The 12262-nt window shown below is 73.2% G+C and carries 12 protein-coding genes; all 12 read right to left on the reverse strand.

Going from position 1 to position 12262, the window contains the following annotated elements; all coding sequences use genetic code 11:
* Positions 1 to 64: 64 nt before the first annotated feature.
* Positions 65 to 1528, reverse strand: a complete 1464-nt coding sequence (locus ACFOW4_RS00170; RefSeq protein WP_377523338.1) for an amidase — start codon at positions 1526 to 1528, stop codon at positions 65 to 67.
* Positions 1529 to 1609: 81 nt separating this feature from the next.
* Positions 1610 to 2620 carry an amidohydrolase family protein gene (locus ACFOW4_RS00175; protein WP_377523339.1) on the reverse strand — a complete coding sequence of 337 codons (1011 nt, stop codon included), beginning with the start codon at positions 2618 to 2620 and terminating at the stop codon, positions 1610 to 1612.
* Positions 2620 to 3144, reverse strand: coding sequence for a 3-hydroxyanthranilate 3,4-dioxygenase (locus ACFOW4_RS00180; RefSeq protein ID WP_377523340.1), 525 nt, complete (start codon positions 3142 to 3144; stop codon positions 2620 to 2622). Before ACFOW4_RS00180 ends, ACFOW4_RS00175 begins: the two co-directional genes overlap by 1 nt.
* A complete protein-coding gene (locus ACFOW4_RS00185; protein WP_377523341.1) occupies positions 3141 to 3569 on the reverse strand; it encodes a RidA family protein in 429 nt (142 codons plus the stop codon). Before ACFOW4_RS00185 ends, ACFOW4_RS00180 begins: the two co-directional genes overlap by 4 nt.
* The gene (locus ACFOW4_RS00190; protein WP_377523342.1) at positions 3566 to 4339 is read right to left on the reverse strand and encodes a 2-keto-4-pentenoate hydratase; all 774 of its coding nucleotides are present in this window, start codon (positions 4337 to 4339) and stop codon (positions 3566 to 3568) included. Before ACFOW4_RS00190 ends, ACFOW4_RS00185 begins: the two co-directional genes overlap by 4 nt.
* Entirely contained in the window at positions 4336 to 5397 is a 1062-nt protein-coding gene (gene dmpG / locus ACFOW4_RS00195; RefSeq protein WP_377523343.1) for a 4-hydroxy-2-oxovalerate aldolase, read from the reverse strand. The genes ACFOW4_RS00190 and dmpG overlap by 4 nt, the downstream gene beginning before the upstream one ends.
* Positions 5394 to 6338, reverse strand: coding sequence for an acetaldehyde dehydrogenase (acetylating) (locus tag ACFOW4_RS00200; protein ID WP_377523344.1), 945 nt, complete (start codon positions 6336 to 6338; stop codon positions 5394 to 5396). The genes dmpG and ACFOW4_RS00200 overlap by 4 nt, the downstream gene beginning before the upstream one ends.
* Positions 6335 to 7132 (reverse strand): 2-keto-4-pentenoate hydratase, encoded by a 798-nt coding sequence (locus ACFOW4_RS00205; protein WP_377523345.1) that lies wholly within the window; start codon positions 7130 to 7132, stop codon positions 6335 to 6337. The genes ACFOW4_RS00200 and ACFOW4_RS00205 overlap by 4 nt, the downstream gene beginning before the upstream one ends.
* Positions 7129 to 8610 (reverse strand): 2-hydroxymuconic semialdehyde dehydrogenase, encoded by a 1482-nt coding sequence (locus tag ACFOW4_RS00210; protein WP_377523395.1) that lies wholly within the window; start codon positions 8608 to 8610, stop codon positions 7129 to 7131. Before ACFOW4_RS00210 ends, ACFOW4_RS00205 begins: the two co-directional genes overlap by 4 nt.
* Positions 8611 to 8633: 23 nt before the next feature.
* Positions 8634 to 9971, reverse strand: a complete 1338-nt coding sequence (locus ACFOW4_RS00215) for an FAD-dependent oxidoreductase (RefSeq protein WP_377523346.1) — start codon at positions 9969 to 9971, stop codon at positions 8634 to 8636.
* Positions 9968 to 11290 carry a kynureninase gene (gene kynU / locus ACFOW4_RS00220; protein ID WP_377523348.1) on the reverse strand — a complete coding sequence of 441 codons (1323 nt, stop codon included), beginning with the start codon at positions 11288 to 11290 and terminating at the stop codon, positions 9968 to 9970. The genes ACFOW4_RS00215 and kynU overlap by 4 nt, the downstream gene beginning before the upstream one ends.
* A complete protein-coding gene (locus ACFOW4_RS00225; RefSeq protein ID WP_377523349.1) occupies positions 11266 to 12159 on the reverse strand; it encodes a tryptophan 2,3-dioxygenase in 894 nt (297 codons plus the stop codon). The genes kynU and ACFOW4_RS00225 overlap by 25 nt, the downstream gene beginning before the upstream one ends.
* Between the last annotated feature and the right edge of the window lie 103 nt (positions 12160 to 12262).

Consider the following 12262-nt stretch of genomic DNA (forward strand, 5'->3'; position numbering starts at 1 on the left):
TAACAGACAATCCCAACGCCCCCAGGCGGAAGAAGGACCTCAGACAACCGGGTCGGATGGACGATCATGACGGCGACCGTCCGACTCCGTCGCCATTCACGTTAGCGGAGTCGACGGCCCGCCAGATTGCGGGGTGCCGATCCCATCCGCCACTGGAGTGCTCCAGTTCCGCAGCGGTCGCGATCAGCCGCGCGTCGTCGCCGTACCGGCCGGTGAGCAGCACCCCGACCGGCAGTCCGTCGGTAGTGACGCCCAGCGGCAGGGACACGGACGGGTCGCCGGTGACGTTGAAGATGGCGCAGTACGGCGAGAAGCGGCGTTGCCGGTCGAAATCGGCTGCCGGGTCACCGTCGGCGGTGAACCAGCCGACCGGCGCCTGCGGGGCGGCGAGGGTGGGGCAGAGCAGCAGGTCACAGCCGGCGGTACGGCGGGCGCCCAGGCGGACCTGCGCCTGCAGCTCGCCCAGGGTGGCGGCCAGGGTGCCGGCGGAGATCTCGGCGCCCCGGGCGCGCAGCAGCCGAGTCAGCGGCAGCAGCTCCGCCTCGCGCTGCGGCGGCACCGGGGCGAGCGCCAGCACGTACCAGATGATCTCGAACAGTGGCCACGCCTCCGGCCCGAGCGGCGCGGGCACCTCGACCACCTCGTGGCCGGCGGCGGTGAGCAGCTCGGCGGCGCGGTCCACGGCGGCGACGCAGTCCGGGTGGACCGGCTCGTCGGCGAGCATCGGGGTGGTGAACCGGCCGACGCGCAGCCGGCCGGGCGCGGCCCGGCGGGCGGCGGCCAGGTAGCCGCCGGGCGGCGCGACGGGCGGCAGGTATGGCTCTCCGGGCACCGGCACGGCCAGCACGTCGAGCAGCGCGGCGACGTCGGCGACGGTCCGGCCGAGCGGCCCGCTGGTGGGCAGGCCGAAGGCGCCGGAACCGAGAGGCCCGCCGGAGACCAGGCCCCGGCTGGGCTTGTAGCCGACCAGGCCACACAGGGAGGCGGGGATGCGCAGCGAGCCGCCACCGTCGGAGCCCTGGGCGATCGGCACCAGCCCGGCCGCCACGGCCGCCGCCGCGCCGCCCGAGGACCCGCCGGCGGTGTACGCCAGTTGCCACGGGTTGCGGGCCGGAGGCGCGACCCGGCCCTCGGAGTAGAGCGAACAGCCCAGCTCACTGGTGGTGGTCTTGCCGAGGCTGACCAGGCCGGCGGCCTTGATGAAGCGGACCACGTCGGCGTCGACCGGTGGCACGAAGTCGGCGAAGGCGGCCGAACCGAAGGTGGTGCGGACCCCGGCGGTGAGCGTCAGGTCCTTGATCGCGGTCGGCACGCCGTGCAACGGACCGCGCTGCTCGGCGGGTACCGCGTCCGCCGCCCGCGCGGCCTGCCGGGCCAGCTCGGCGGTGACCGTGACGAACGCGCCCACGGTGTGGCCCAGCGCGGCCACCCGGTGCAGGTGATGCTCGACCAGCTCGGCGCTGGACAGGTCACCGCGAGCGATCGCGGCGGCCTGCTCCAACGCGGTCAGGTCGTGCGGCTCGGCCATGACGTCATCCTGCCCGCTCCGACCGGCCGTTGCCGCGCGACACGACAGCCCAGGGCTCACAACAGGATGCCCACTCCGCCTTCACATACCCGGTCGGCCGAGGAAGCGCAGCGCGTTGCGGGAGAGCAGCTTGTCGCGCTGGTCGTCGGTCAGGAAGTCGGCCCCACGGACGACCGCGCCGGCCGGGCGTTCGCCGAGCGGGTACGGGTAGTCGCTGCCGACCAGCACCCGGTCCTCCCCCATCGTGTCGACCAGCAGCCGCAGCGCGGCCGGGGCGAAGACCACCGAGTCGACGCTGAACCGGTCGACGTAACTGCTGGGCGGCGCGGCCGAGGCGCCCCGGACCAGGTCGCCCCGGCGCTGCCAGGCGTTGTCGGCGCGGCCGAGCCAGAACGGGAAGCTGCCGCCGCCGTGCGCGAAGCAGATCCGCAGCGTCTCCGGCACCCGGTCGAAGACACCGCCGAGGATCAGCGCCAGCACCGACAGGTGCGTCTCGGCGGGCATCCCGGTGAGCCAGCGGGCCATCCACCGGTCCAGCCGGGGCCCGCCGGGCATGTCCCACGGGTGCACGAAGACCGGCGCGCCCACCTCGGCGCAGTGCTGCAGGAAGGTGACCACGCCGGCGTCGTCCAGGTCCCGGTCGCCGACGTGGTTGCCGATCTCCACCCCGACGTGCCCGGCGGCGAGGCAGCGGTCCAGCTCCGCGCAGGCGGCGTCCGGGTCCTGCAACGGCACCTGGCAGAAGGGCACCAGCCGGTCGCCACCGGCCGCGGTGACCTCCAGGGTCAGGTCGTTGAAGATCCGGGCCACCTTCGCCGCCTGGCCGGCCGGGCGGTCGTAGCCGAAGAAGACCGGGGTCGGCGAGACGACCTGCACGTCGATGCCGTCGGCGTCCATGTCGGCCAGCCGGGTCGGGGCGTCCCAGCACTCGGCGCCGACCGGTCGGAACTCCGTCTCCCCCACCATGATCATCGCGGCGCGCTCGGAGTCGACCCGCAGCCACGGCCAGCCGGACCCCCCGCACGCGGCGCCGAGGTCCGGCCACCCCTTGGGTACGACGTGGGTGTGCACGTCGACCACGCCTTCGCGCATCAGCCCCTGCCCGGGTGCAGCGCGCCGCAGTTGGCGCAGGTACGCGCCGACTCGTCGGCGTAGAACGCCGAGAAGACCGGCGGCAGGTCGGCGGCGATGTCGCGGACCTGCAACTCGACCTCGTGCACCTTGTGCCCGCACTCCGGGCAGTACCACTGGAACTTCTCCAGCGTGCCCTCCTCGCGGACCCGCTCGACGACCACACCGATCGAGCCGGCCTCCGGCCGCTGCGGCGAATGCGGGGTGTTGCGCGGCAACATCCACATCTGACCCTCGCGCACGTGCACCGTACGCGGACCCTCCGGGGTCATCAGGTTGACGTGCATGTTGCCCTTGACCTGGTAGAAGAACTCCTCGTACGGGTCGACGTGGAAGTCGGTGCGCTGGTTGGGCCCACCGACCACCATCACGATGAAGTCGTCCCCGCCGGGGAACATCTCCTTGTTGCCCACCGGGGGCTTCAACAGGTGCTGGTTGTCGGCGATCCAGCCGGGAAAGCTGAACGGCTCGGCGATCTCACTCACGACTGACCTCCGGAGGGGAGAAGGGCAACGGCCTGGATCTCGATGAGCAGGTGCGGGTGCGGCAACTGGTGCACCGCCACCGTCGTGCGGGTCGGCCCGGTCGCGTCGAAGAACTCCGCCCACACCTCGTTGTAACCACCGAAGTCGTTCATGTTGACCAGGTAGCTGGTCACCTGGACGAGGTCGGCGAGGTCGGCGCCGACCGAGCGCAGCAGATCCCGGACGTTCCCGATGACCGCCCGCGTCTGCGCCCGGATGTCGAGGTTCGTCGTACCGAACTCGTCCACCTCGACGCCCGCGAAGCTGTTGTCCGGCCGCCGGGACGACGTACCGGAGACGAAGACGAACCCGCCCGCCACCTTGACGTGCGGGAACGCGCCTCGGGGCACGGCCTTCCCGGCCACCACCCGCGCGCCCCCGGTCACGCCGCCGCCCGCAACGAAGCCGTTCCGAGCTTCTCGACGACCGCACGGACGTGGGCACCCGGACGCAGCGGCACCGCCGCCGTGGCCGCGCCGGCGAGGAACACCCAGCCCTCGCGCAGCCGCACCCCGTGCCGGCCGGCCAACCGGATGCCCTCGTCGAGGGCACGACGCGGATCGCCGAGGATCGCCGCGGTGGAGCCGACCTGCGCCACCCGCCCGTCGATCTCCAACAGCACGCCGAGGTTGTCCAACCCGTCCGGCACCGGCGACCACGGCCCGATCACGAACGCGGCGGCCGAGGTGTTGTCGGCGATGACGTCCGGCAGCGAGAACCGGAAGTCGGCGTACCGGGAGTCGATCAGCTCGATGGCCGGGGCGACCGCACGGACCGCGTCGGTGAAGTCGCCGACCGGCTCCCCCGGCTCGGGCAGCCGGTCCAGCAGGAACGCCACCTCCGGCTCCACCCTGGGGTGGATGTACGCCGCCGGGTCCACGGTGCCGCCGTCGGGCACCCGCATCGCGTCGGTGAGCCGGCCCCAGATCACCTCGTCCACGCCGACCTGGGCCATCTTCGCCCGGCTGGTCAGCCCCATCTTGAGCCCGACCAGCCGCTCGCCCCGCGCCAGCCGGCGCTGAACGAGCGCGGCCTGCACCCCGTACGCGGTCGACACGTCCAGCCCGACCTCGGCGGCGATCTGCGGGATGGCCGTGGCGTTGTCGGCGGCCGCGCCCAGCTTCTCGGCGATCCCCGCGACGTCCGGTCCGATCATGACTGCTCCTTGCCGGCCAGGTCGAGTGCGACGTCCACGATCATGTCCTCCTGGCCGCCGACCATCCGACGCCGGCCCAGCTCGACCAGGATCGAGCGGACGTCCACCCCGTACTTCGCCGAGGCCCGTTCGGCGTGCCGCAGGAAGCTGGAGTAGACCCCGGCGTACCCCAAGGAGAGCGTCTCCCGGTCGACCTGGACCGGCCGGTCCTGCAGCGGGCGGACGACGTCGTCGGCCGCGTCCATCAGCGCGAACACGTCGCAGCCGTGCTTCCAGCCGTGCAGCTCGGCGACGGCGACGAAGACCTCCAGCGGGGCGTTGCCGGCGCCCGCGCCCATGCCGGCGAGGGATGCGTCGACGCGGACGGTCCGGCCGTGCGCCACGTCGGGACCGGCGGGCGCGGACCCGGAGATCCGGCCGTGCTCGACCGCGACCACGCTGTTGGCCACCCCCAGCGACAGGTTGTGGTGAGCGTGGATGCCGATCTGCGTGTCGGCGTCGAGCACCTGCCGGTACGCGTCGACCCGCTGCGCCACGTCGGACATCAGCAGCCGGCCGCCGGAGTCGGTGACGTAGACGCAGTGCGCCCCGTACGACTCCATCAGCTTCGCCTGCCCGGCCAGCCCGGCCGGGTCGTTCATGTGCGACATCATCAGGAACCCGGCGACGTCCATGCCGTTCTCCCGCGCCCAGGAGATGTGCTGGGCGGAGATGTCGGCCTCGGTGCAGTGGGTGGCGATGCGGACGCTGGTCACCCCGAGCGCCTTCGCCGCCTTCAGGTCGGCGATGGTGCCGATGCCGGGCAGCAGCAGGGTGGTCAGCTTCGCCGTGGTCAGCACCTCGGCGGCGGCGGAGATCCACTCGGCGTCGCTGGCCGCGCCGTGGCCGTAGTTGACGCTGGAGCCGGCGAGCCCGTCGCCGTGCGCGACCTCGATCGCGGCCACCCCGGCGGCGTCCAGCGCCGCGGCGATGGCGCGCACCTGATCGACGGTGTACCGGTGGGCGATGGCGTGCATGCCATCGCGCAGCGTCACGTCCTGGATGTAGAGGTCGGTCATCGGGCCGCCACCTCCGTCGTGGTCGAGCGCCGCAGGGCGACCAGCCGCTCGGCGGTACGCAGCGCGGCGGAGGTCATGATGTCCAGGTTCCCGGCGTACGCCGGCAGGTAGTGCCCGGCGCCGGAGACCTCCAGGTAGACCGACACCTGCAGGCCGACCACGCGCCGGCCGAGCGACGGCAGGTACGCGTCGACCCGATCGAACTGCACGTCCTGCTTGAGCCGGTAGCCGGGGACGTACTCCCGCACGCTGGCCACCATGTCGGCCACCGAGGCGGCGATGGCGTCGGTGTCAGCGTCGGCGTCCGGGCACAGGCAGTAGACGGTGTCGCGCATCAGCAGCGGCGGCTCCGCCGGGTTGAGCACGATGATCGCCTTGCCGCGCTCGGCGCCGCCGACCACCTCGATGGCCCGGGCGGTGGTCTCGGTGAACTCGTCGATGTTGGCCCGGGTGCCCGGCCCCGCCGAGCGGGACGCGATCGAGGCGACGATCTCGCCGTACACCACCGGGGTGACCCGGCGCACCGCGGCGACGATCGGCACCGTCGCCTGCCCGCCGCAGGTCACCATGTTCACGTTCGGCTCGTGCAGGTGCTCGTCCAGGTTGACCGGCGGCACCACGTACGGGCCGAGCGCGGCCGGGGTCAGGTCGACCACGGTGCGGCCGTGCGCGCGCAGCACCTCGTCGTGGCGCCGGTGCGCGCCGGCCGAGGTGGCGTCGAAGACCAGTTCCACGTCGGCGAACTCGGGCAGCGCGACGAGGCCGTCCACGCCCTCGGCGGTGGTGGCCACGCCGAGCCGGCGGGCCCGGGCCAGGCCGTCGGAGGCCGGGTCGATGCCGGCCATGGCCACCATCCGCAGCTCGCTGCTGAGCCGCAGCACCTTGATCATCAGGTCGGTGCCGATGTTGCCGGAACCGAGCACCGCCACCCCGACCGTCATGAGGTTCCCTCCATGGAGAAGCAGGTACGCACCGAGCCCAGCCCGGAGATGCGGGCCTCGTACGCCGCGCCGGGGGTGACCGGCACCATCGGCCCGAGCGCCCCGGAGAGCACCACGTCGCCCGCGCGCAGCGGGTCGCCGGCGCGGGCCAGGGTGGCGGCCAGCCACCGCAGGGCGTGCAGCGGGTTGCCCAGGCAGGCCGCGCCCGCGCCCACCGAGACCGGCTCCCCCGCGTGCTCGAGCACCATCCCGCACAGCCGCAGGTCGACGTCGGCGAGCCGGCGGGGCGTGGTGCCGAGCACGAAGAGCCCGCTGGAGGCGTTGTCGGCCACGGTGTCCACGATGGAGATGTCCCAGCCGGCGATCCGCGAGTCGACGATCTCGATCGCCGGCAGCAGGTGGTCGACGGCCCGGACCAGGTCGACGGTGGTGACCCGCTCGTCGGTGAGGTCCGCGCCGAGCACGAAGGCGATCTCCGCCTCGACCCGGGGCTGGAGCAGCCGGTCGATGGCCACCTCGGCCCCGTCGTCGACCGCCATCGCGTCGGTCAGCATCCCGAAGTCCGGTTCGAAGACCCCGAGACTCTCCTGCACCGCCCGGGAGGTCAGCCCGATCTTCGCGCCGACCCGGCGTTCGCCACGACCCTGCCAGGCCCGCGCCTGGAGCTGCTGCACGCGGTACGCGGACTCGACGTCACCCTCGGGCAGCAGCCGGCCGCGCAGCGGTGGGCACGGCTTGCCACTGCTGCGGGCGTCGGCCAGCTCACGGTTCGCGGCCTCGATGTCAGCTCTCATGACAGGTCCAGACAGACGTTTGTGAGTTCGGAGTAGAAGCCCAGCGAGTGCACGCCGCCCTCGCGACCGATGCCGGACGCTTTCACCCCGCCGAACGGGGTGCGCAGGTCGCGCAGGAACCAGGTGTTCACCCAGACGATGCCGGCGTCGAGGCGGGCGCCGGCCCGGTGCGCCCGGCCCACGTCCCGGGTCCACACCGTCGCCGCGAGGCCGTACTCGGTGCCGTTGGCCAGCGCGTACGCCTCGTCCTCGGCGTCGAACGGTGCGACGTGCACCACCGGGCCGAAGATCTCCTCACGGTTGGTGCGGGCGTCCGGGCCGAGCCCGGTGAGCACCGTGGGCTGCACGTACGACCCGCCGTCGCGGGCATCGCCGAAGGTGGGCGTGCCGCCGCCGGTGAGCACCTCGGCGCCCTCGGCGCGGGCCAGCTCGTAGTGGCCGAGCACCTTGGCCCGGTGCTGCTGCGAGATCAGCGGCATGTTCGCCGTCGCCTCGTCGGCCGGCCACCCGTACGCCAGCTCGCCGGCCCGCTTGGCCAGCCGGGCGGTGAACTCCTCGAAGACTGGGCGCTGCACGTAGAGGCGTTCGGTGCAGAGGCAGACCTGCCCACCGTTGGTGAAGCTGGACCGCACCGAGCCGGCCACCGCGGCGTCCAGGTCGGCGTCGGCGAAGACCAGGCCGGCGTTCTTGCCGCCCAGCTCGAAGCTGACCGCCTTCACCCCGTCCGCGGCGGCCCGCATGATCGCGCCGCCGGTCGCGGACTCCCCGGTGAAGGTGATCGCGTCCACCCCCGGGTGCCGGGTGAGGAACTCCCCGGCCGAGTCGGGGCCGAAGCCGTGCACCAGGTTGAACACCCCGGCCGGTACGCCGGCGGCGGCCATCACCTCGGCGAGCAGCGTCGCGGACGCGGGCGTCTCCTCGCTGGGCTTGACCACCACCGCGTTGCCGCAGGCCAGTGCCGGGGCGACCTTCCAGGTGAGCAGCAGCAGCGGCAGGTTCCACGGCACCACCACGGCGACCACGCCGACCGGCTTGCGGACCGCGTAGTTCAGCGCCCGACCACCGGTCGGGGTGACCGTGGTGAACGACTCGGTGGGCGCGGTCGCCACGATCTCCGCGAACGCGCGGAAGTTCGCCGCGCCGCGCGGGATGTCCAGCGTCCGGGCCTGGGCGATGGCCTTGCCGGTGTCGGCCACCTCGGCGGTGACCAGGTCGTCGAAGCGGCGTTCCAGCTCGTCGGCGACCCGGCGCAGCACCTCGGCGCGCTCCCGCTCGCCCATCCGCCCCCACGGTCCGCGCAGCGCCGACCGGGCGGCGGCCACCGCGTCGTCCACGGTGGACCGGGATGCCTCGACCACCTCGAAGACCGGCTCACCGGTCACCGGGCTGTGCTTGGCGAACGTGGTCCCGCCGGCGACGAACGCGCCGCCGACGAAGTTGCGCAGCAGTTGCGGCCCGTCCGGCGCGCGGCCGGCCATCAGTCGCGGATTCCAGTTGCCGGTCATGCGCGCCTCCCTCGGCCGAGCACCGCGCCGGCCACTCCCACCAGCAGCAGGGCGGCGCCCCCGGCGAGCGCGCCGAGCACCCGGTGCTGCCGGCGGACCCGGCGGCGCACCTCGGCGTACGGGGTGGTGGAGAAGGACACCAGCTCGTACTGCGAAACGTACCGGCCGGGCAGCGCCCGTTCCAGTGCGTGTTCCACCCGACGGCCGAGCTGGAAGACCGGCGAGGCGACCTTGTCGCGCATCTCCACGAAGTTGGTCAGCGCCATCCGGGCGATGGCCTCGGCGTTCTCCTGCCGCCGCCGCTGGAACAGCGGCAGCGTCGCCGACCAGTCGTCGCCGCACTCGTCGAGGCAGCGGTCCAGCTCCACGACGTCCTCGAAGGCGCAGTTGGCGCCCTGGCCGTAGAACGGCACGATGGCGTGCGCCGCGTCGCCGAGCAGGCCGACTCTCCCGTCGGCCTGCCAGGGGGTGCAGCGGACGGTGCCGAGCACGCCGACCGGGTTGTGCTGGTAGTCGTCGACGAGGTTCGGTGCGAGCGGGACCACGTCCGGGTAGTGCTGCGCGAAGTGCCGCTCGATCGCCGCCGGGCTGCCCAACGAGGCGAAACTCGCGGTGCCGTGGGTGGGCCAGAACAGCGTGCAGGTGAACGAGCGGTCCGGATTGGGCAGCGCGATCATCATCGACGTGCCGCGCGGCCAGATGTGCAGCGCGTCCGGGTCCAGGGCGAAGTCCCCACCCAGCGGGGGCAGGGTCAGTTCCTTGTAGCCGTAGTCGAGGAAGTCCACGCTCTCGGTCAGCAGCCCGTGCGCGAGCAGTTGGCCGCGTACCGCGGAACCGGCGCCGTCTGCGCCCAGCACCACCGTCGCGCTCGCCGTGACCGTGCCCTCGGGAGTGTCGAAGGTCAGCGCGCCGTTGGTCGGGTCGAGCCCGACCAGCCGGTGGTCGAAGGCGATCCGCACCCCGGGCAGCGCCGCCGCCGCGTCCAGCAGGGCGTTGTTCAGCGCGCCCCGGCTGATCGAGTTGATCGCCCGGTCGCCGGCCGCGCTGTACGACTGGAACTGCGGCTCGCCCTCGACCGGGTGGATCATCCGGCCGCGCATCGGCAGCGCGTCGGTCATCACCTGCTCGTCCAGGCCGATCCGGCGCAACGCGTCCAGCCCGCGCTCGGAGAGCGCCAGGTTGATGGAACGCCCCCGCTCCACCGAGCCGGTACGCGGGTCGGGCCGGCGCTCGTAGAGCGCCACCGCGTAGCCGCGCCGGGCCAGGAAACAGGCGGTCAGGCAGCCGGCCAGTCCGGCGCCGATGACCGCGATCTCACCGCGCCGCGCCGTCATGAGTTCGCCTTCCCGACCGTCGCGGCGAGCGCTTCGGCGGCCCGCCAGCAGTCGTGGTACGTCGAGTAGAGCGGCACCGGCGCGAACCGCACAATGTCCGGCTCACGGGCATCGGCGATCACGCCGTGCTCGTGCCGCAGCCGTTTGGCCAGTTCGGCGGCGCTGCCCGCGCCGATGCGCACCGACAGCTGACAGCCCCGGCGCTGCGGATCGCGCGGGGTGACCACGGTCAGCGACCGGTCGGCGGTGACCTCGTCGAGCAGCCGCTCCAACCACCCGGTGAGCCGCAGGCTGCGCTCGCGCAGCGCCGGCATGCCGACGGTGTCGAAGAGTTCCAGCGAGGTCCGCACCGGGCCCATCGCGAAGATGGGCGGGTTGGAGATCTGCCAGGCCTCCACGGTGGCCGGTGGCCGGGACACCGGGGTCATCTCGAAGCGGGTGGCCGACTCGGTGCTCCACCAGCCCTCGAAGCGCGGCAGGTCGGGGTCACCCAGGTGCCGCTCGTGCACGAAGACGCCAGCCAGCGCGCCGGGCCCCGCGTTCAGGTACTTGTAGGAGCACCAGGCGGCGAAGTCGACGTCCCAGTCGTGCAGGGCCAGCGGCACGTTGCCGACCGCGTGCGCCAGGTCCCAGCCGACCACCGCGCCGGCGGCCCGGCCGGCGGCCGTGATGGCGGGGATGTCCAGCAGCTCGCCGGTGAGGTAGTTGACCCCGCCGAGCAGCACCAGCGCCACCCGGTCGCCCTCGGCGGCCAGGTAGTCGGTCACGTCCTCGGTGCGCAGGGTGTCCTCCCCGGCGCGCGGGCGCAGCCGGACCACCGTGTCGTCCGGGTCGAGGCCGTGGAACCGGGCCTGGCTGCGTACGGCGTAGCTGTCCGAGGGGAAGGCGCTGTCCTCGATGACGATGCGGGTACGCGTCCCGGCCGGCCGGTAGAAGCTGACCATGAGCAGGTGCAGGTTGACCGTGAGCGAGTTCATCACCACGGTCTCCGCGGGCCGGGCGCCGACCAGTCGGGCGGCCGGCGCCGTCAACAGCTCGTGGTACGGCAGCCAGGCGCGCTCCGCCTCCAGGTGCCCCTCGACGCCGAGCCGACGCCAGGCGTCCAGGTCCGCGAGGAGTTCGTCGCGGGTGGCCCGGGGCTGCAGCCCCAGCGAGTTGCCGGCCAGGTAGGCCGACTCGGGATGCCGACCGCCGTCGGCGGGCGGGACGTGGAACAGGTGACGATGCCCAGGGTCGGTCTCGTCGAGGCGCAGCGCCTCATCTTCGGTGTGCACAGGGGTGTCTCGCTCTCCGGTCACATCGCGGTGCGGGCCGACCACAGCTCCGGGAAGACCACCCGGGCCATGCTGCGCTGCAACCACGCCAGTCCGGCGGAGCCGCCGCTGCCGACCTTGGCGCCCATTGTCCGCTGCACCGCCTTGACGTGGTTCCACCGCCAGTCGCCGAACTGCTCGGCGACCTCGCTGAGCGCCTCGCCGAGCAGCCGCAGGTCGTTCTGCGGGCGGGTGTCGGCGTAGATCCGCACCCAGGCCGCCTCCGCCGCCGGCTGGGGCTCGTGCTCCACGGCCGGGTCCCGGTCCAGTAGGTCGGCGGGGAGGTCGAAGCCGCGCCGGGCGAGCAGCGCGAGCACGTCCTCCCAGAGGCTCGGCGCGGCCAGCTCGGCGACCAACGCGGCGTACACCTCGGTCTGCCGGCGAAAGGGCCGGATCAGCGCCGGGTCGCGCAGCCCGAGCAGGAACTCCAGGTGCCGGTACATGGCCGACTGGAAGCCGGAGCCCTCACCGAGCAGGTTGCGGAACCGGTTGAAGTCGGCCGGGGTCATCCAGCGCAGGCCCTGCCAGGCGGCGTTGAGCCCCTCCAGGTGCAGCGCGGCGCGGCGCAGCGGGGCGAGCGCGTCCCAGACCCGGTCGGCGCGCAGCAGACGCTGGGTCTCGCGCAGCTCGTGGCAGGTCAGTCCGAAGTACAGCTCCATGATCTGGCTGACCATCAGGAAGGACATCTCCCCGGGGTCGTCGCTGAGCGGGCGCTGCAACTGGTGCAGGGTGCTGGCCTGCACGTACGCGTCGTAGGGCACCTGCTCGGCGAACTCCAACGTGGGTTCGCCGCCGTTGCGGGCGGCCCGGGCCGCCCGCTGTCGCGGGGTCACCGTGGCGACCCGGTTCGGTACCCGTCGCTCCGTCTGCTCCACCGGTCTCTCCCTCCCCTGCACTGGTCGACGTCATGATCTCGCGGCTGGATCGGCCGACGGAATGCCGGATCAACGGCGCTTGGCCGGCTCGACCTGACGAACC

Source organism: Micromonospora sp. GCM10011542 (assembly GCF_042650685.1).
Taxonomy (GTDB): domain Bacteria; phylum Actinomycetota; class Actinomycetes; order Mycobacteriales; family Micromonosporaceae; genus Micromonospora.

Bases quoted from the DNA above. Each gene is read 5' to 3' on its own strand.
- ACFOW4_RS00170 (WP_377523338.1), bottom strand. From the start codon at position 1,528: ATGGCCGAGCCGCACGACCTGACCGCGTTGGAGCAGGCCGCCGCGATC.
- ACFOW4_RS00175 (WP_377523339.1), bottom strand. From the start codon at position 2,620: ATGCGCGAAGGCGTGGTCGACGTGCACACCCACGTCGTACCCAAGGGG.
- ACFOW4_RS00190 (WP_377523342.1), bottom strand. From the start codon at position 4,339: ATGATCGGACCGGACGTCGCGGGGATCGCCGAGAAGCTGGGCGCGGCC.
- dmpG (WP_377523343.1), bottom strand. From the start codon at position 5,397: ATGACCGACCTCTACATCCAGGACGTGACGCTGCGCGATGGCATGCAC.
- ACFOW4_RS00200 (WP_377523344.1), bottom strand. From the start codon at position 6,338: ATGACGGTCGGGGTGGCGGTGCTCGGTTCCGGCAACATCGGCACCGAC.
- ACFOW4_RS00205 (WP_377523345.1), bottom strand. From the start codon at position 7,132: ATGAGAGCTGACATCGAGGCCGCGAACCGTGAGCTGGCCGACGCCCGC.
- ACFOW4_RS00210 (WP_377523395.1), bottom strand. From the start codon at position 8,610: ATGGCCGGCCGCGCGCCGGACGGGCCGCAACTGCTGCGCAACTTCGTC.
- ACFOW4_RS00215 (WP_377523346.1), bottom strand. From the start codon at position 9,971: ATGACGGCGCGGCGCGGTGAGATCGCGGTCATCGGCGCCGGACTGGCC.